Source organism: Micropruina sp. (assembly GCF_047602385.1).
GTDB lineage: Bacteria > Actinomycetota > Actinomycetes > Propionibacteriales > Propionibacteriaceae > Micropruina.
This window is the reverse complement of sequence record NZ_JASGHL010000003.1, coordinates 18971-37726: the sequence shown is the minus strand read 5'-3', so window position 1 is coordinate 37726 and position 18756 is coordinate 18971. Positions and strand designations below refer to the sequence as shown.

The following is an 18756-nucleotide window of genomic DNA, read 5'->3' as shown; positions in this document are numbered from 1 at the left end:
ACACTGGCGATGCGCCGTGTCATGCCTGCTCGCGCCCGAGATTCCGGCTATTTTGGACGGTTTGCCCTGCGCTGGCCGTTGTGGGTACTGTGAACCAGTCGGGCGCCACCCCCCAATAGACTGCCCAACTTCCGTACTGATGCGACCTTTCGTGGCCGTCGCGGAACCAAGCATTCACTTGTGGACTCGGTGGTGGCTGCGGCATTTGCCCACTTTCCCCCCAGGTCGGCAGGTATCGATGAGTGCCACGTCAATCAGGTCGCGTGTTGCGACAAACCCGCTTCCGGCAAGCTCTGGACCGGCTTCGATTCCCGGGTGTAGCCGCCCGGCCGAAGCCGCCCGCGACCATTTCCGGCGCGGCGATTCCTTGGTGCGCACATTGGAATCCCTGCGCACCCGCCGATGGTTGGCCGGCGTCGACGTGGCGTGCTGGTTCCTGGCCGCGACGATCCTGGTCGCGGCGCGCTACGACTTCACCCTGGGCCGGGTCACCTGGTGGCAGGTCGGTCTCTACGCGGTGACCGCCGCCCTGCTGCAGCTTGCCGTCGGTTACGGCGTCCGGCTGTACCGGGGCGCCGCCCAGGTGGGCAGTTTCAACGAGGCGGTGCTGGTCACCAAGGTGGTCGGCGTGATCGGCGTGGCGATCGGGTTGCTCGCGCTCATCGGCTTCCGTGACTTTCCCCGCGGTGTGGTGATCACGGTGCCGATCGGTGCGCTCGCGCTTATGGCGGCCGCGCGTTTCGCCGGCCGGGCCACTGTTGTGCGATCGCTGCGCCGGGCACCCCTGGCGTCGCGCGAGGGTGTTCTCATCTACGGTGCCGGCAACGCCGGCCGCCAACTGGGTCAGCTGATCTTCGGCGATCCGGACGCGCCCTACCGTGTGGTCGGATTGATCGACGACGATCCGTCGAAACGCTACCTTTCCTTCGATTTCGGCAAAGTCGTCGGCGGTCGGGAATCGCTCGCCGAGATCGCCCGGAAGCGAGACGTCCGAACAGTCATTCTGGCGATGCCGTCCGCCCCCGCCACATTCCTCGCCGCGTTGTCGGAGGAGTTGGAGGCACATCAGCTGAAGTTGCTGGTGCTGCCGCCGGTCCGCGACATAGTCGGTGGACGCGTGCGCCTGGACCAGTTGCACGAATTCGAGGTCGGCGATCTGCTGGGCCGCGATCCTGTTCAGGCCGACCTCGGCACGATCGCCGGGTACCTGCGGGACAAGGTGGTGCTGGTCACCGGTGCCGGCGGGTCGATCGGGGCCGAGATCGCCCGGCAGGTGCACGGCTTCGGTCCGCGGGAACTGATCTGCCTGGACCGTGACGAGTCGGGACTGCATGCGGTGCAGTTGTCGATCTACGGAACCGGGCTGCTCGACACTCCGGACATGGTGCTCTGCGACATCCGCGATCGCGAGGCGCTGCAGGAGGTGTTCGACTTTCACCGGCCCGATGTGGTGTTCCACGCGGCTGCGCTGAAGCACCTGCCGATGCTCGAGCAATACCCGCAGGAGGGCTGGAAGACCAACGTCCTGGGCACCCTCAACGTGCTGGAGTGTGCGGCGGCGGTCAAGGTGCGCCACTTCGTGAACATCTCCACCGACAAGGCCGCCGACGCGACCAGCGTGCTGGGTCGGACGAAGCGCCGGGCCGAGGAGCTCACCTCCTGGTTCGCGGCCGAGGGACACGGCCATTACCTGTCGGTGCGGTTCGGCAATGTGCTGGGATCACGTGGTTCGGTGCTGCACACGTTCCGGGCGCAGATCGCCCGCGGCGGCCCGGTCACTGTCATCGATCCGGAGATCACTCGATTCTTCATGACCATTCCGGAGGCTTGCCAACTGGTCATCCAGGCGGGCGCGATCGGCGATCCCGGATCGGTGCTGGTGCTGGACATGGGCGAGCCGGTCAAGATCGTGGACGTGGCCAGGCGGCTGATCGCCGAGTCCGGCAAGCGGGTCGAGATCGTCTTCACCGGCCTGCGGCGCGGCGAGAAGATGCACGAGGTGCTGTTCAGCGATTCGGAGGTCTCCTCGACGACGGCGCACCCGCTGATCTCCCGAGTGTGCGTGCCGCCGGTCGATCCCGCCCTGGTCCGGACCTCAGCGGGTTCGGGACGGCGGAGCCCGGCGCCTCATCTGCGGCTCGCCGCGACCGCGGCGGGCAGGACCGCGTGACGGCCCCGATCTACCTCTCACCCCCCGACGTCGGTCCGGCCGAAGAAGCCGCGGTCCTCCGCGCGCTCCGCTCCGGGTGGGTGGCGCCCCTTGGCCCCGAAGTGGACGCCTTCGAGCGTGAGGTCGCCGAGCGCGTCGGGGTCGGTTGCGGTGTCGCACTCAGTTCGGGCACGGCCGCCCTGCACCTGGGACTGCTGGGGCTCGGGGTGCGGCCGGGAGACGTGGTGATCGCCGCCACGATGACCTTCGCGGCCACCGCGAACGCGATCGTCTACACCGGCGCCGAACCCTACTTCGTCGACTGCCTACCCCAGACGGGCACCATCGACCCGGCACTGTTGCGCGAGGCGCTCTGCGGCCTGCGCGCGGCGGGACGCGAGGCGTCCGCGATCATCCCGGTCGACCTGCTGGGCAAGTCCGCCGACTACACCGCGATTGCGCCGATCGCCGAGGAGTTCGGCGTCCCGGTGCTCGCCGACGCCGCGGAGTCGCTGGGTGCGCGACATGCCGGGCGGCCGGCCGGAAGCTTCGGTCGGGCCGCCGTGTTGTCGTTCAACGGCAACAAGATCATGACCACCTCGGGGGGCGGCATGCTGCTCACCGACGATGCCGAACTGGCCGAGCGGACCCGCTACCTGGCCACCCAGGCACGGCAGCCGGCGGCGCACTACGAGCACACCGAGATCGGCTACAACTACCGGCTGAGCAACGTGCTGGCCGCGTTGGGCCGGGCCCAGCTCGGCCGGCTCGACGAGATGATCCGGTGTCGGCGCGAGCTGCGTCGCAGCTACGGCGAACTGTTCGCCCCGGTGGACGGCGCGACCATCTTCGGGGCTGCCGACGACGACGGGGACAACTGCTGGCTGACCGCGGTGCTGGTCGACGACGCCGTGACCGGCTGGTCCGCCGCTCAACTGTCGTCGGCGCTCGCCGCACAGGGCATCGAGTCCCGCCCGCTCTGGAAGCCGATGCATCTGCAGCCCGTCTTCGCCGGCTGCCGCGGGACCATCACCGGCGCAGCCGAGCGACTCTTCCGGACCGGGCTGGCACTACCCAGCGGCTCGTCGCTGGACGACGAGCAGCGCCGGCTGGTGATGGGCACGATCGCGGACTTCCTGGCGAGCGGCACTCGGTGACCGCGCGCCGGCGTCGGCCGACGCGTTACGACGCCGGCAAGCGGGTCTTCGACCTGGTCGCCGCCACCGGCGCGCTGGTGCTCAGCCTGCCCGTGCTGGCGATCACCGCGGTCGCTGTCGCCAGCCGGCACGGACGCCCGGTGATCTTCGCCCAGCAGAGGCCCGGACGTGACGGCCGGATCTTCACTTTGTACAAATTCCGGACCATGCGGGTCCCGGAATCCTTCGCGGACCCTGGTTCGGACGCCGATCGGCTCACGCCGTTCGGGCGGTGGCTGCGCTCGACCAGTCTCGACGAACTGCCGACCTTGTGGAACGTGATTCGCGGGGACATGAGCCTGGTCGGCCCGCGGCCGTTGCTGCCCGAATACCTGGGGCGCTACACCCCGGAGCAGGCTCGCCGCCACGAGGTGCGGCCGGGCATCACCGGGTATGCCCAGGTGCACGGACGCAACGCGGTGGACTGGGCCGAGCGGCTGCGACTCGACGTCGAGTACGTCGATCGCAGGTGCGCGCGGCTGGACGGCTGGATTCTCGCCGCCACGGTGTCCGCGGTGCTGCGTCGTGACGGGATCAGCGCAGCCGGGCACGCCACCATGCCGGTGTTCCGGGGTGTGCAGCCGGACCGAAGCTCCGCTCACCGGGACGTCGTCGAGCAGCACACCGAGGCTCGCTGAGCCTTGCCCGACGAAGGTCTGCCGGCCCTCGACGCGGCGTCCAGCCACGAGATCAGGCCTGCTGGTCCCCGGCCTGGGACTTCACCAGACGGACGGTCTGCGGGACGTGGGGGAGCGAATCGTCGTCGTCCGGGACGAGTTGGTAGCCGGCCCGGGTGTAGAGGCGAATATTCGCCGCGCTGCGTTTGCCGGTGAACAGCCACAGTCGACGCGCGGACGGGGGCGCTTGGCGTTCGATGTGCTGCAGCAGCAGCCGTCCGAGTCCCTGGCCCTGCAGGTCGGGGGCGACCATGAGGCGTCCGACCTCCCAATCGGTGCCGCGCAGAACTCCGCGCGCCGCACCGATCAGGCGCGGTCCGCGTCGTAGCACCCAGGTCTCGTAGGTCGCGACGTTCGCCCGGACGGTGGCCAGGTCTTCGTGCAGCGCCGGGATCTCGAAGGTGTCGTTGACGATGGCGTCCGGTACCCAGCAGGCACGTTGCAGGACCAGCAGCTCGGCAGCGTCCTCGACGCGGGCGGGCCGGAGTTGATCGGTGATCGCTTCTTCGGTCCCGCTCGGAGCCGGCCCGGCTGCGAGGGCGGTGACCGGCAGTTCCTGAGCCGCAACGTCACCGATCACGGCGATCGCCGGCGCATGGATTCCGGCCTGCTTCGCCCGCTCAGCGATGTCAGTGACCTTGGCGCGAACGGTCTGCATGGTCGGCAGCCAGGCGTCCGCGATCACCGCCGCCGGGGTATCGGGGGCGAGTCCCTGGGCGACGAGCTCGGCGCAGATCGGGCCCAGGTTCGCGACGCCCATCAGCACCACGATGGTGTGGCCGGCACGTGCCAGCGCCGTCCAGTCGGTGGTCGAGGCGGGGTGGCCCGGTGGGACATGTCCCGAGACCACGGTGAACGCCTGGACGACGCCACGGTGGGTGACCGGGATGCCGGCCAGCGCCGGTCCGGCGACCGCCGAGGTGACCCCGGGGATCACCGCGACGCCGAGCCCGGCCTCGGCACAGGCCAGCACCTCTTCGCCACCGCGTCCGAACACGAACGGGTCGCCGCCCTTGAACCGGACGACGTGCCGTCCGGCCCGGGCGTGCTCGATCAGCAGCTCGTTGATCCGCTGCTGGGACGTCGCCCGTCCACCTGGGATCTTGCCGACGTCGATCAGCAACGCGCCGGGCGGGCATTCGTCCAGGCAGGCCAGCGGCGCCAGATGGTCGTAGAGGACGACATCGGCGCTACGAAGCGCGTCCAGTCCGGCGACCGTGAGCAGCCCGGGATCACCGGGACCTCCGCCCACCAGGGTGACCCGCCCGGTCACCGCGGACCTCGCAGGGTGACCTTGGGTTGGGCGAGCTTGTCGAAGCCCGGCGGACAGGTCTCGCCCCACGGTTGGCTCCAGGAGCGCTGGTCATCGTCGGTCGAGCTTGTCGAGACCCTTGTGGCGAAGGGTTTCGACAAGCTCAACCAGCGAGAGTGCGGACTAGTCGGCGCTTCCTTGGGGGTCTCGACAAGCTCGACCAGCGGTTGGCTGGGCGCCTCGACAAGCTCGACCAGCAGCGTTGTCACGATCGACTCGCTGCCTGGGCGGCTGCCGGCAGTGCGTCCACGATCCGGTTCAGCACGGCGTCGTCGTGCGCCGCGGACAGGAACCAGGCCTCGTAGCCGGACGGGGGCAGGGCGACCCCGGCGTCCAGCATCGAATGGAAGAACCGGGCGAAGGCCGCCGAGTCCTGCTGCTGGGCGGCCGGATAGTTGTCGATCGGGCCGTCGAACTCGCCGAAGAAGACGGTGAACAACGATCCGGCCGCCTGCACGCGGTGCGGAACCCCGGCCGAATCCAGGGCCGCACCGATCGCCACCCGCAGCGCGGACGACGCGGCGTCCACCCGCTGGTAAACACTCTCGTCGGCCAGCGTCAGCGTGGTGATGCCCGCTGCCGTCGCGAGCGGATTCCCGGACAGTGTGCCCGCCTGATAGACCGGGCCGATCGGGGCCAGCAGCTCCATCAGCTCGGCACGTCCGCCGATCGCGGCAAGCGGCATACCGCCGCCGACCACCTTGCCGAAGGTGAACAGATCGGGCGCCTCAGCCAGCGGCGTCTCGCCGGACTGCTCCAGCCCCCACCAGCCCCGGTAACCCACCCGGAAACCGGTCAGCACCTCGTCGAAGATCAGCAGCGCGCCGTGCCGCCGGGTGATCTCGCGAAGGAACGCGTTGAATCCGTCCCGCGGGGGAACCACACCCATATTCGCCGGCGCAGGCTCGGTGATCACCGCGGCGATCTGGTCCGGGTGTGCGCCGAACGCCGCTTCCAGTGCGTCCGGATCGTTGTAGGGCACCACGATCGTCTGGGCGGCGGTCGCAGCGGTGACCCCGGCCGAGCCGGGCAGGCCCTGGGTGGCGACACCCGAGCCGGCGGCCGCCAGCAGGCCGTCGGAATGCCCGTGGTAGCAGCCGGCGAACTTCACCACCAGGTCGCGGCCGGTGGCGCCGCGAGCCAGCCTGATCGCGGTCATGCACGCCTCGGTCCCGGTGGAGACGAAACGCACCTTCTCCGCCTCCGGCACCCGGCTCCGGACGGCCTCGGCCAACTCCACTTCGGCCTGGGTGGGCGCGCCGAACGACAGTCCGCGCGCCGCCGCGGCCTGCACCGCGGCCACCACCTCCGGGTGCGCGTGGCCGAGCAAAGCCGGACCCCACGAGCCGACGGCGTCCACGTACTCGCGGCCGTCGGCGTCGTACAGGTACGGCCCGGACGCCCGGGCGATGAACACCGGATCGCCACCCACCGATCCGAACGCCCGGACCGGCGACGACACGCCGCCGGGGATCACCCGGCAGGCCCGCTGAAAGAGACTCATCGCTTGCTCCCGATCGCAGTTTCCGCCAACTCGGACGCCGCATAGGTCAGCACGATGTCGGCACCAGCCCGCAGGATGGCGGTGACCGCCTCGGCCAGCGCGGCGTCCCGGTTCAGCCAACCCCGTTCGGCGGCGGCGCACACCATCGCGTACTCGCCCGAGACGTGATACGCCGCGACCGGGACCTGGGACCGGACGGCGATGTCGGCGAGCACATCGAGGTAGTACCCGGCCGGCTTCACCATCAGCAGGTCGGCGCCCTCGGCCTCGTCCAGATCAGCCTCCCGGACGCCCTCGCGGCGGTTCGCCGGATCCTGCTGGTAGCTTCGCCGGTCGCCGGAAAGGGACGAGTTCACCGCCTCGCGGAACGGTCCGTAGAAGGCGGAGGCGTACTTGGCGGCATAGGCGAGGATCGCGGTATCGGCGAAGCCGGCGGCGTCCAGGCCGTCGCGGATCGCAGCCACCTGCCCGTCCATCATTCCGGACGGCCCCACCACATGGGCGCCGGCCCGGGCCTGGCTGAGCGCCAGCTCCACGTACCGGTTGTTGGTGGCGTCGTTGTCGACCCGGCCCCGGTCGTCCAGCACCCCGCAGTGGCCGTGGTCGGTGAACTCGTCCAGGCAGGTATCGGCCATGATCACGATGTCGTCGCCGACGGCGTCCCGGACGGCGGTCAACGCTCGGTTCAGAATGCCGTCCGGCGCGGAGCCGACCGAGCCGACCGCGTCCTTGTCCTCAGGCCGGGGGACGCCGAACAGCATCACGCCGCCCAAGCCGAGAGTGACGGACCGGCGCACCTCGTCGACCAGGGAACCGACGGTGTGTTGGACGACCCCCGGCAGCGAGCTGATCGGACGCGGGGCGTCCAGCCCCTCGGCGACGAACATCGGCAGCACCAGCTGACCAGGGTGGATGCGGGTTCTCAGCCACCAGAGCGCGCATCGCCGGCGTGGTGCGCAGCCGGCGGGGACGGACGATCATCGGTCTTCCTTTCGCAGGGTGGCCAGGGCGCTCACCAGCCCGGCCGGGGTTGCCTCGGCGGCGGTCGCGACCACGGTGAATCCGGCCTTCCGGGCGGCGGCCGCGCTGGTCTGACCCAGTGCGACGACCGGGGGACCGGGCCGATCGAGCAGCTCGGTGGCGGCCCGGATCACGGAGGGCGCGGTCACCACGAACGCGTCGAAGCCGTCCGGCCAGCCTAGGCGGACCTCCTCATCGAGGCCGTCGACGGGCTCGGTCCGATAGACGCCGACCCGGTCGATCTGGAATCCGCCGGCGGTGAGGCCGGCGTCCAGCCCCGCGGCCGGGTCGGCCGCTCCCGGGACCAGCACCCGTCCGGGTTCGTCCGGGAAGGACGCCGCCAGATCGGCCCCACCGGAACCCGAGGAAGGCAGCAGGTCCACCGGCAGCCCAGCCTCGCGGGCAGCGGCCGCGGTCGCCGGCCCGACGGCAGCGACCTTGGTGGCCTCTGGCACGGCGGCGGCAAGGTCGACGCCGAGGTCGCGGAACGCGACCAAAGTCCGGGCCGAGGTCAGCACCAGCCAGTCGTAGCGACCGGCGGCGAGCTCGTCGATCCGCTCGCCGAGCCGGGGATCGGTCACAGTCGTCTGCCGAGTGAAGGTCGCCGTCGTCACCTGGGCGCCCCGGACGGCCACCGCCTCGGCGAGCCTGGACGGCGGCATCAGCACCCGCAGCCCGACCAGCGGCGCGAGGTCCTGCGCCATGGTGGCGACGATCTCCTTGATGGTGCCGACAGTTCGGGGGTCGGGCGAGCGTGGGGGTAGCCCTGTCGGTCCGCTCCCGACCCGGATCGACTTGGCCAGAGTCGTCATCCCGTCCGGGGCGGCCAGCCGAGCCTGCAGTCGCAGCCGCGCCACCGTTGGTTGAGCTTGTCGAAACCCCTCGTCGCCACCAGTCTCGCCAGGGTCTCGACAAGCTCGACCACCGGGGGTCGGGTCCTGGTCCGAGGTGATCTCGGCCAGTGCACCGAACGGCGCGGCACAACCCGCCTCGACCAGCCGCATCAACTCCCGCTCGGCCTCCACCGCGATCCGAGTGGGGAGGTGATCGAGGCGCGCCAGCAGTGCGAGCAGTTCGGCATCGTCGCCGCGGCATTCCAAGGCAAGCGCGCCTTGCGCGGGTGCCGGCAGCATCACCTCGGGCTCGAAGTACTCGGTGATCGCGTCCGCGCGACCCAGCCGATTCAGACCCGCAGCGGCCAGCACCACCGCGTCCAGATCGGCACCGACCCGGCCCAGCCTGGTGTCGACGTTGCCCCGGATGTCCACGATCTCCAGATCCCAGCGGGCGGCCCGAAGCTGGGCGGCTCGCCGAGGGGAGCCGGTCCCTACCTTCGCGCCTCGCGGCAGTCCCCACAGTCCGAGACCGTCGCGGGCGCACAGGGCGTCCCGGGGATCCTCCCGCTCGGGGATCGCACCCAACGCCAGCCCAACGGCCGGGGTGGTGGGCAGGTCCTTCAACGAATGCACGGCCAGATCGCAGTGACCGTCCAGCACCGCCTCACGGACGGCCGCCACGAACACCCCCACTCCGCCCATGCTGGACAGCGGCGCGGTCGACACATCGCCGAGGGTCCTGACCGGCACCAACTCGACCTCGGCACCCAGGCCGCGCAAGGCGTCCGCGATCATTCCCGACTGCGCCAGCGCGAGTCGGGAACCGCGGGTCGCGAGCCTGATCTGCACCCCTCCGATCTTGCCGCACCGCGGACGCCGCCGACGCCCGCTTCCGGTGACTGGTCGGACTGATGGGCTTCCGGCAAGCAATAGAAGAATATTTTAGTGGTTTGGACTAATAAGAGCTACGATGGGTGTATGCGAAAGGTTCGCGACATCGAATGCTGGCTCACCGACATGGACGGCGTCCTCGTGCACGAGGAGCAGGCTCTCCCGGGTGCGGCCGAACTGATCGAGCGCTGGGTGGACACGTCCAAGCGCTTCCTGGTCCTGACCAACAACTCTCTCTTCACTCCTCGCGATCTCGCCGCGCGTCTTGAGCGCTCCGGCCTGCGGATCCCCGAGGAGAACATCTGGACCTCCGCCATGGCCACCGGTGCCTTCCTCGCCGAGCAGCCGGGGGCCAAGACCGCCTTCGTCATCGGCGAGGCCGGCCTCACCACCGCGATCCACGACGCCGGCTTCATCCTCACCGAGACCGACCCCGACTTCGTCGTGCTCGGCGAGACCCGCAACATCTCCTTCGAGGCGATCACCAAGGCGATCCGGCTGATCACCAAAGGTGCGCGTTTCATCGTGACCAACCCCGACACCACCGGTCCGTCGCGCGAGGGCCTGCTGCCCGCGGCGGGCGCCGTCGCGGCGATGATCACCGCTGCCACCAATCGCCGGCCGTACGTGGTCGGCAAGCCCAACCCGATGATGTTCCGGTCTGCCATGCGCAAGATCGAGGCACACTCCGAGTCGACCGCGATGATCGGCGACCGGATGGACACCGACATCATCGCGGGCATGGAGGCCGGCCTGCATACCGTGCTGGTGCTGACCGGACTGACCACCACCGAGGACGTCGTGAAGTACCCGTTCCGGCCGAATCAGATCCTGGGCGGCGTGAACGAACTGATCGACCAGGTCTGAGCCGGGCCCGGGCTGCTCGCGAGGTGCGCCTCGGCTGGTCGACCCGCTTGCCGGCGGTCGATCCAACCCCTGCTGGCGTGTCGGTGAGATGGCGCGTGATCTGACGCCCTCGGCCGGCGGCCTCGGTGCACTGCGCCCAGGATCACGCGCCATTTCACGGCCGGCCCGAGCTCCCGATCGTGGGGTCTGTCACCGCGGACCGGGGTTCTCGCGGGCCACCGGTGCCCGTGGATCCGCCGGCGATCCCGAAAACTGCACACTCGTTGGGACCCGCCCGCCTCGTTGAGCCTGGGGGCTACCGAGCGAGTAGGCAATTTTCGGGATCGTGGCGACGGGCGGCGCGATCGTCAGCCAACGCGCCGAGGCGCCGAACGTTCTCCGGCCGCGGGATCCCGACATCCCAGAGCGTCCTGATTGGAATATTCATTCCATGTTCGGCATAGTAATGCCTATGTCTGTTCGGATCGCTGTCGCGGGGTGCACCGGCTACGCCGGAGGCGAGCTGCTGCGCCTACTGCTGCAGCACCCTGAGGTCACCATCGGCAACCTGACGGCCAAGTCCAGCGCGGGTTCGCGGCTGATCGAACACCACCCGCACCTACTGCCGCTGGCGGACGTCGAGGTGCTCGACACTACTCCTGACAACCTGGCCGGCCACGATGTGGTCTTCCTGGCGCTGCCGCACGGGGCGTCCGCCGCGGTCGCCGAGCAGTTGGGCGACGACGTGCTGGTGATCGATGCCGGTGCCGACTTCCGGCTCACCGACGCCGCCGACTGGGAGAAGTTCTACGGGACGCCGCACGCCGGCACCTGGCCCTACGGACTCCCGGAGCTGCCCGGCCAACGCGAAACCCTGGCCGAGACCAAGCGGATCGCCGTCCCCGGCTGCTTCCCGACCACCGTCACGCTGGCCCTGTTGCCGGCGCTGACCGCCGGACTTACCGACGGCCGGGACGTGGTCGTGGTCGCCCCGACCGGGCCGTCCGGGGCGGGCAAGAGCCTCAAGGTCAACCTGCTCGCCGCCGAGCTTCTCGGCAACGCCAGCGCCTACGGGGTCGGCGGTGTGCACCGGCACGTCCCCGAGATGCTGCAGAACTTCCGCCGGCTCGGCGCCGAGGTACCCACGCTGTCGTTCACCCCGGTGCTGGTGCCGATGGCGCGCGGCATCCTGGCGACGGTCACCGCTCCGCTGGACGGGAAGGGTCTCGACGAGCTCGACCAACCGGGGCTCGACCAGCGGGTGCGGGCCGTCTATGCGGACGCCTACACCGATGAACCGTTCGTCCACCTGCTGCCCGAGGGCATCTGGCCGCAGACCCAGGCGGTGCTCGGCTCCAACGCCGTCCAGGTCCAGGTCGCGGTCGATCATGCCGCGAATCGCCTGGTCGCCGTCGCTGCCCTGGACAATCTGACCAAGGGGACGGCGGGCGGCGCCGTCCAATCCATGAACCTGGCCCTCGGGTTGCCCGAGACCACCGGCCTGTCGACGATCGGAGTTGCGCCGTGAGCGTCACCACCCCCAAGGGCTTCACCGCGACCGGTGTCACCGCCGGGCTCAAGGAATCCGGACGCCCCGACCTGGCGATCGTGGTCAACAACGGTCCGGACGCCCACGCGGCCGCCGTGTTCACCTCCAACGCCTTCAAGGCCGCCCCGGTGCTGTGGTCCGCCGAGGCCGTCGCGAACGGACGCCTCGCCGCGGTGGTGCTGAACTCCGGCGGAGCCAACGCCTGCACCGGACGCGCCGGCTTCGACGATGCCCGCCAGATGGCGGAGTGGACGTCGGCATCGGTCGGCTGCGAGGTCGACGATGTCGCGGTCTGCTCGACCGGGCTGATCGGCGTCCGGCTGCCGATGACGAAGGTGCTCGCCGGCATCGAACTGGCCGCCCAGGATCTCTCCGAAGAGGGCGGGCCGGCGGCCGCCGAGGCGATCATGACCACTGACACCGTCGCCAAGGAGGCCGATTACCACTCGCCCCACCATTGGGCGATCGGCGGGATGGCCAAGGGCGCCGGCATGCTCGCCCCCGCGCTGGCGACGATGCTGGTGGTCCTCACCACCGACGCCATCCTCGCTCCCGACCAGCTGGACGCCGCACTGCGGACCGCGACCGGCTTCACCTTCGACCGCACCGACTCCGACGGCTGCATGTCCACCAACGACACGGTGATCCTGCTGGCCAGCGGGGCGTCCGGGGTGGAGGCCGACGTGGAGGAGTTCACCGAGGCGCTGACCGGGGTCTGCCACTCGCTGGCCCGACAGCTGCTCACCGACGCCGAAGGCTCGGCGCACGACATTGAGGTCACCGTCAGCGGCGCGGCCAACGAAACCGACGCACTGGCCGTCGCCCGCGCCGTCGCCCGCAGCAACCTGTTCAAATGCGCGGTCTTCGGCAACGACCCCAACTGGGGCCGGGTGCTGGCCTCCGCCGGCACGGTCGCCGCGGCCTTCGATCCCGACCACGTCGACGTGTCGTTCAACGGCGTGGGCGTCTTCGTCGACGGCCAGCTCGGCGCCGACCGATCCGAGGTCGACCTCACCGGACGCGAGGTGACCGTCGACGTGAACCTGCACGCCGGCGACGCCACCGCCACCATCTGGACCAACGATCTCACCTACGACTACGTCAAAGAGAACGCGGAGTACTCCACATGAGCCCCACCACACGCACCCGGGCGACGCTCGCGGGGGTGGTCGACAAGGCCGAGACGCTGATCGAGGCGCTGCCCTGGCTGGAGCGCTACGCCGGCAAGATCGTGGTGATCAAGTACGGCGGCAACGCGATGGTCAACGACGAGCTGAAGCGTGCCTTCGCCGACGACATCGTCTTCCTCCGCCGCTGCGGCTTGAAGCCGGTGGTGGTGCACGGCGGCGGTCCGCAGATCTCGTCGATGCTCGGACGCCTCGGCATCCCGTCCGAGTTCCGCGGCGGACTGCGGGTCACCTCGCCCGAAGCGATGGACGTCGTCCGGATGGTGCTGGTCGGACAGGTGGGACGCGAACTGGTCGGCCTGCTCAACGCGCACGGCCCGCTCGCCGTCGGGCTGTCGGGTGAGGACGCCGGGCTGTTCACCGCCACCCGGCGCGGGGTCACCATCGACGGCGAGCACGTCGACATCGGCCTGGTCGGCGATGTCACCACCGTCCGCCCTGAGACGGTGCTCGACCTGATCGCCGGCGGACGGATCCCGGTGATCGCCACCGTCGCACCCGACGAGGACGGCAACGTGCACAACGTGAACGCCGACACCGCCGCGGCCGCGCTGGCTGTCGCACTGGGCGCCGAGCGGTTCGTGGTGCTGACCGACGTCGAGGGCCTGTACGCCGACTGGCCGACCTGCGAAGAGGTGATCGCCCAGATCACGCCGCCCGAGCTGGAAGCGATGCTGCCCTCCCTGGAGGCCGGGATGATCCCCAAGATGGAGGCCTGCCTGCAGGCCATCCGCGAGGGCGTCGGACGGGCCACCATCATCGACGGCCGGGTGGCCCACAGCCTGCTGCTGGAGATCTTCACCACCGAAGGCATCGGCACCATGGTGGTCCGCGAGGACGAGTCCGGCGAGGTGACGGCATGACCATCTCGGTCAACGACTCCAGCCAGGCCCAGCTCACCGAGCGCTACAGCCATGCGCTGATGAACACCTTCGGCGCCCCCAAACGGGTCTTCGTCCGCGGCGAGGGCGTCCATCTCTGGGACGCCGACGGCAACCGCTACCTGGACCTGCTGGCCGGCTTGGCGGTCAACGCCCTCGGCCACGCCCACCCGCAGGTGATCGGCGCCATCTCGGCGCAACTGTCCACCCTGGGACATGTGTCGAACTTCTTCGCCACCCCGACCCAGATCGCGCTGGCCGAGAAACTCGCGGCCTTCGCCACCGCCAACGACCCTGGACGCGAAGCCCGGGTGTTCTTCACCAACTCCGGCACCGAGGCCAATGAGGCCGGCTTCAAGATCACCCGGCGCACCGGCCGGACCCGGCTGGTCGCGATGGAGGGCTCGTTCCACGGCCGCAGCCTCGGCGCGCTGGCGCTGACCAGCAACCCCGCCTACCGGGAGCCGTTCGAGCCGCTGCCCGGCGAAGTGATCTTCGTGCCGTACGGGGACGCCGACGCGCTGGCCGCCGTCCTCGACGACCGGGTGGCCGCGGTGGTCGTGGAGCCGATCCAGGGCGAGAACGGGGTCGTCGAGCCGCCGTCCGGCTACCTCGCGAAGGTCCGCGAACTAACTCAGGCAGCCGGAGCCCTGCTCTGGGTCGACGAGGTGCAGACCGGTATCGGACGCTGCGGTGACTGGCTGGCCAGCGCGAGCTCCGGGGTGACCGCGGACATCGTCACCTTCGCCAAAGGCCTCGGCAACGGCTTCCCGGTCGGCGCCTGCGTGGCGACCGGGGCGGCGGCGTCCCTGCTCGGACCGGGCGCGCACGGCACCACCTTCGGTGGCAACCCGGTGGCCGCGGCGGCCGGGCTCGCCGTGCTCGGCATCATCGAACGGGACGGCCTGCTGGCCCGCGTCCGGACGGCGGGGGAGCGGCTGGCCCGCGGCATCCTCGACCTCGATCACCCGCGTGTCGCGACGGTGCGCGGCCAGGGCCTGCTGCGCGGCGTGGTGCTCACCGAGCCGATCGCCGCGGCAGTCGCCGACGCCGCGCTGGCGTCCGGTTTCGTGATCAACGCACCGCGACCCAACGTGCTCCGGCTGGCACCGCCGCTGATCATCTCCGACGCCGACCTGGACGCCTTCGTCGCCGCTCTGCCCAGGCTGCTGGAGGCAGGGTGAGCGAATCGCGGCTGCCGCCGACCAAGACCGCCCGGCAGGCCCGGATCGTCGAGTTGATCGGACGCCAGCCGGTGCGGTCCCAGACCGAACTGGCCGCGCTGCTGGCCGCGGAGGGTGTCGCCGTCACCCAGGGCACCCTCAGCAAGGACCTGGTGGACGTCGGCGCCATCCGGATCCGGCAGGGGGACGGCGAGTTCAGCTACGCCCTGCTGGCCGGCGAGACTCCTGGCGACTCCTCGGCCGCCACCGTCCGGCTGTCCCGGCTCTGCGCCGAGCTGCTGGTCTCGGCGGAGGGATCGGCGAACCTTGCCGTGCTGCGCACGCCGCCGGGCGCGGCGCAGTACTTCGCCTCGGCGATCGACCGGGTGGCGCTGCCCGAGGTGCTGGGCACCATCGCCGGGGACGACACCATCGCGGTGATCACCCGCGACCCCACCGGTGGCCCCGCGCTGGCCGAGGCCATGCTGGCGATGAGCCACAACCCACGAACGGAGTGAGATGAGCAACCCCCCAGCCGAGCCGACGACCGACGGCGCGGAGGCTGCCGGACGCCTGTGGGGCGGCCGGTTCGCCGGTGGCCCCGCGGACGCCATGTTCGCGCTGTCGGTATCCACCCAGTTCGACTGGCGGCTGGCCCGGCACGACCTGGCCGGCTCCCGGGCGCACGCCCGGGCGCTGCACGCGGCAGGGTTGCTCACCGACGACGAGCTGACCGGGATGATCGCCGGCCTGGACGCCCTCGAGGCCGATGTGGTCTCCGGCGCCTACGTCGCCGCCCCCACCGACGAGGACGTGCACGGCTCGCTGGAACGCGGCCTGATCGAGCGGGTCGGCCCCGAACTGGGCGGACGGCTGCGCGCCGGCCGGTCCCGCAACGACCAGATCGCCACCCTGATCCGGCTGTACCTGCGCGACGAACTCAGCGTGCTCGGCGGGTCGCTCGGCGGCGTGATCGAGGCGCTGGCCGGCCAGGCCGAGCGGCATCTCGGTGCGGTGATGCCGGGCCGCACCCACCTGCAGCACGCCCAGCCGGTGCTGCTCTCGCATCACCTGCTGGCCCATGCCTGGCCGCTGGTCCGCGACCTGCAGCGGCTGGCCGACCTCGACGCCAGGCTCGCTCAGAGCCCGTACGGCTCGGCCGCGCTGGCCGGCACCTCACTCGGCCTCGACCCCGAAGCGGTCGCGGCTGACCTGGGCTTCGCCGGCTCGGTGGCCAACTCGATCGACGGGACGTCCGCCCGCGACCTGGTCGCCGAGGCCGCCTACGTGCTGGCCCAGATCGCGGTCGACCTGTCCCGGCTGGCCGAGGAGGTCATCCTCTGGTGCACCGTCGAGTTCGGCTTCGCCAGCCTCGACGACGCCTGGTCGACCGGTTCGTCGATCATGCCGCAGAAGAAGAACCCCGACGTCGCCGAACTCGCTCGCGGCAAGGCCGGACGCCTGATCGGCAATCTCGCCGGACTGCTCGCCACCCTCAAAGGCCTGCCACTGGCCTACAACCGCGACCTGCAGGAGGCAAGGAGCCCATCTTCGACGGCCTGGACCAGCTGCGGGTGCTGGTGCCGGCGGTGGCCGGCATGGTGGGCACGCTCACCTTCCACACCGACCGGATGGCCGACCTCGCGCCGCGCGGTTTCTCGCTGGCCACCGACATGGCCGACTGGCTGGTCCGCCAGCGGGTGCCGTTCGCCCAGGCTCACGACATCACCGGCGCCGCGGTCAGGTACTGCGAGACCCGCGGCATCGACCTGCCCGACCTGACCGCCGAGCAGGTCGCCGAAATCCACCCGGCGCTGACCGCCCAGGTGCTCGAGGTGCTGACCGTGGAAGGCTCGGTCGCCGCCCGGGACGGACGCGGTGGCACCGCCCCCGTCCGGGTCGCCGAGCAGCTGGCCGAACTCCGCGAGAGGGTCGCCGGGCTGGCCCAGGGCAGCTGACGGCGAGGCCCCGATCGGGACGTCCGGACGGCTCCCACACCGACACCCACTACGCTCGCGGCGTAGACCTCTGCCGGACGCGATCACGCGTCACCCCACCGAGCTAGGAGTCCGGATGCCGCCAGTCGCCGACCTCGCCCGCGATCGGACGGGCCGGTGAGGCATGGCGCCCGCGACTTCCTGATCAGCGCCTCCCAGTCGGGTGCGACCAACGTGCTTGCCGCGCTGGTCTCGGTGGGCGGCACCCTGTTGTTCCCGCGGCTGCTTGGCGTGACCGACTTCTCCTACTGGCAGCTCTACGTCTTCTATATCGGCTACGTCGGGGTGCTCCAGTTCGGCTGGAACGACGGGATGTACCTTCGCTACGGCGGACGACACTACGACAGCCTCGACCGCGGGGTCTTCGCCGGCCAGTTCCGGTTGCTGATCGCGACGCAGCTGCTGGTCGGCGGGGCGCTCGCGGCGACCGCGGCCTGGCTCGCCCCGGAGCCCGAGCGGGCGTTCGTGGTCGGCATGACGGGGGTGGCCACGCTGCTGCTGGGCGGCCGCAGCTTCCTGCTGCTGCTGTGCCAGGCGACGAATCTGATCGCCCGGTACGCCCGCATCCTGGCCGTGGAGTCGATCCTGTTCATCGCGCTGGTGACCGCGTGGTTCGGGTTCGGCGGAACCGGGTTTCGCGCCCTGATCGTGTGCGACCTGATCGCCAAGGGCGGGTCGTTCGTGCTGGCCTCCGTCTGGTGCCGCGATCTCGTCCTGGCACGGGTCCCGCGCGGCGAGCCGGTCCTGCCGGAGGCCTGGCGCAGCATTGTCGTCGGAGTGAAGCTGATGCTGGCAAATCTCTCCAGCATCCTGATGATCGGTGTGGTCCGGTTCGCCATCGAACGGCATTGGAGCGTGGTGGTCTTCGGCAAGGTGTCGCTCTCGCTGAGCTTGAGCAACATCTTCATGGTGTTCGTCAACGCCGTCGGTGTGGTCGTCTTTCCGACCCTGCGCAGGCTGGACCCGGCCCGCAAGCCCCAGCTCTTCCTCGCTTTCCGGTGCGTCTACATGGTGGCCGCGCTGGCGGCCCTGCTGGTCTTCTTCCCGCTCCGGGTGGTGCTGGCCGCCTGGTTGCCCGACTACGCCGAGACGCTCGCCTACCTCGCGGTGCTGTTCCCCGCTTTCGTGTTCGAGGGCCGGATGGCCCTGCTGATCACCTCGTTCCTGAAGGACCTGCGGGCTGAGCGCAGCCTGCTGCTGGTGAACGCCGGCGGCGTGCTGCTCGCCGTGGCGGCCGCGCTGGTGACGGTCGGCTGGCTGGGTGACCTGAACCTCGCGGTGGGCTCAATCCTCGGGCTGATCGTGGTGCGGGCAACGGTCGCTGAGTTGGTGCTGTGGCGGATCCTCCGAGTCTCGGCATGGACCGGGCTGCTGGCCGAACTCGCAGTCACGGCGGTATTCGTCGTGGTGGCGGTCGTGGTGCCGGCGTGGCCGGCGGCCGGCTGGTACGGCCTGGCCTGGGTCTGCTATCTGCTGCTTTCGGGCCGGCGGCTGATCTCAGCGACACGATTCGTGCGAACGCTGGTGATGGGCTGACCCGCTCGTCAC

At 70.4% G+C, this 18756-nt stretch carries 14 protein-coding genes and 4 pseudogenes; 11 read left to right on the top strand and 7 right to left on the bottom strand.

Annotated elements, in window-relative coordinates:
- Positions 1-370 precede the first annotated feature (370 nt).
- Genes QM711_RS09590 through QM711_RS09580 form a run of 3 tightly spaced genes read left to right on the top strand, consistent with a single transcriptional unit; the run spans position 371 to position 3983 of the window.
- The gene (locus QM711_RS09590; protein ID WP_415098703.1) at positions 371-2170 is read left to right on the top strand and encodes a polysaccharide biosynthesis protein; all 1800 of its coding nucleotides are present in this window, start codon (positions 371-373) and stop codon (positions 2168-2170) included.
- Complete coding sequence (locus QM711_RS09585; RefSeq protein ID WP_415098700.1) at positions 2167-3306, top strand: DegT/DnrJ/EryC1/StrS family aminotransferase; 1140 nt, start codon at positions 2167-2169, stop codon at positions 3304-3306. The genes QM711_RS09590 and QM711_RS09585 overlap by 4 nt, the downstream gene beginning before the upstream one ends.
- The gene (locus QM711_RS09580) at positions 3303-3983 is read left to right on the top strand and encodes a sugar transferase (protein WP_415098698.1); all 681 of its coding nucleotides are present in this window, start codon (positions 3303-3305) and stop codon (positions 3981-3983) included. Before QM711_RS09585 ends, QM711_RS09580 begins: the two co-directional genes overlap by 4 nt.
- 52 nt (positions 3984-4035) lie before the next feature.
- Here QM711_RS09580 and QM711_RS09575 read toward each other — a convergent pair whose 3' ends face one another.
- The 7 genes and pseudogenes from QM711_RS09575 to hemC all read right to left on the bottom strand — a co-directional run.
- A complete protein-coding gene (locus tag QM711_RS09575; protein ID WP_415099950.1) occupies positions 4036-4407 on the bottom strand; it encodes a GNAT family N-acetyltransferase in 372 nt (123 codons plus the stop codon).
- A 156-nt stretch (positions 4408-4563) separates the two neighbouring features.
- Positions 4564-5295 (bottom strand): annotated as a pseudogene (cobA, locus tag QM711_RS09570) (uroporphyrinogen-III C-methyltransferase); the annotation flags it as partial.
- Positions 5292-5543: a hypothetical protein gene (locus tag QM711_RS09565; protein ID WP_415098696.1), complete on the bottom strand. Its 252-nt coding sequence runs from the start codon at positions 5541-5543 to the stop codon at positions 5292-5294. The gene QM711_RS09565 and the pseudogene cobA, both read right to left, overlap by 4 nt.
- Positions 5540-6838, bottom strand: a complete 1299-nt coding sequence (hemL, locus tag QM711_RS09560) for a glutamate-1-semialdehyde 2,1-aminomutase (protein WP_415098694.1) — start codon at positions 6836-6838, stop codon at positions 5540-5542. Before hemL ends, QM711_RS09565 begins: the two co-directional genes overlap by 4 nt.
- Positions 6835-7819, bottom strand: a pseudogene (gene hemB, locus QM711_RS09555) (porphobilinogen synthase). Before hemB ends, hemL begins: the two are co-directional and overlap by 4 nt.
- Positions 7816-8520, bottom strand: coding sequence for a uroporphyrinogen-III synthase (locus tag QM711_RS09550; protein ID WP_415099948.1), 705 nt, complete (start codon positions 8518-8520; stop codon positions 7816-7818). Before QM711_RS09550 ends, hemB begins: the two are co-directional and overlap by 4 nt.
- Positions 8521-8781: 261 nt before the next feature.
- Positions 8782-9552: pseudogene (gene hemC / locus QM711_RS09545) on the bottom strand (hydroxymethylbilane synthase); the annotation flags it as partial.
- Positions 9553-9672: 120 nt separating this feature from the next.
- Here hemC and QM711_RS09540 point away from each other — a divergent pair.
- The 8 genes and pseudogenes from QM711_RS09540 (at position 9673) to QM711_RS09505 (ending at position 18744) form a co-directional block, all read left to right on the top strand.
- Positions 9673-10452 carry an HAD-IIA family hydrolase gene (locus tag QM711_RS09540; RefSeq protein WP_415098692.1) on the top strand — a complete coding sequence of 260 codons (780 nt, stop codon included), beginning with the start codon at positions 9673-9675 and terminating at the stop codon, positions 10450-10452.
- A gap of 451 nt (positions 10453-10903) precedes the next feature.
- Positions 10904-11959 carry an N-acetyl-gamma-glutamyl-phosphate reductase gene (gene argC, locus QM711_RS09535; protein WP_415098690.1) on the top strand — a complete coding sequence of 352 codons (1056 nt, stop codon included), beginning with the start codon at positions 10904-10906 and terminating at the stop codon, positions 11957-11959.
- On the top strand, positions 11956-13110 hold the full coding sequence (argJ, locus tag QM711_RS09530; RefSeq protein ID WP_415098688.1) for a bifunctional glutamate N-acetyltransferase/amino-acid acetyltransferase ArgJ: 1155 nt from the start codon (positions 11956-11958) through the stop codon (positions 13108-13110). Before argC ends, argJ begins: the two co-directional genes overlap by 4 nt.
- Positions 13107-14030 carry an acetylglutamate kinase gene (argB, locus tag QM711_RS09525; protein WP_415098686.1) on the top strand — a complete coding sequence of 308 codons (924 nt, stop codon included), beginning with the start codon at positions 13107-13109 and terminating at the stop codon, positions 14028-14030. Before argJ ends, argB begins: the two co-directional genes overlap by 4 nt.
- Entirely contained in the window at positions 14027-15232 is a 1206-nt protein-coding gene (locus QM711_RS09520; RefSeq protein WP_415098684.1) for an acetylornithine transaminase, read from the top strand. Before argB ends, QM711_RS09520 begins: the two co-directional genes overlap by 4 nt.
- Entirely contained in the window at positions 15229-15729 is a 501-nt protein-coding gene (locus tag QM711_RS09515) for an arginine repressor (RefSeq protein WP_415098682.1), read from the top strand. Before QM711_RS09520 ends, QM711_RS09515 begins: the two co-directional genes overlap by 4 nt.
- 1 nt (position 15730) lies before the next feature.
- Positions 15731-17169: pseudogene (gene argH / locus QM711_RS09510) on the top strand (argininosuccinate lyase).
- Between the two features lie 156 nt (positions 17170-17325).
- Positions 17326-18744 carry a hypothetical protein gene (locus QM711_RS09505; protein WP_415098680.1) on the top strand — a complete coding sequence of 473 codons (1419 nt, stop codon included), beginning with the start codon at positions 17326-17328 and terminating at the stop codon, positions 18742-18744.
- Positions 18745-18756: the final 12 nt, after the last annotated feature.

Bases quoted from the DNA above. Each gene is read 5' to 3' on its own strand.
- argC (WP_415098690.1), top strand. From the start codon at position 10,904: ATGTCTGTTCGGATCGCTGTCGCGGGGTGCACCGGCTACGCCGGAGGC.
- argB (WP_415098686.1), top strand. From the start codon at position 13,107: ATGAGCCCCACCACACGCACCCGGGCGACGCTCGCGGGGGTGGTCGAC.
- QM711_RS09550 (WP_415099948.1), bottom strand. From the start codon at position 8,520: ATGCCGCCGTCCAGGCTCGCCGAGGCGGTGGCCGTCCGGGGCGCCCAG.
- QM711_RS09520 (WP_415098684.1), top strand. From the start codon at position 14,027: ATGACCATCTCGGTCAACGACTCCAGCCAGGCCCAGCTCACCGAGCGC.
- hemL (WP_415098694.1), bottom strand. From the start codon at position 6,838: ATGAGTCTCTTTCAGCGGGCCTGCCGGGTGATCCCCGGCGGCGTGTCG.
- QM711_RS09540 (WP_415098692.1), top strand. From the start codon at position 9,673: ATGCGAAAGGTTCGCGACATCGAATGCTGGCTCACCGACATGGACGGC.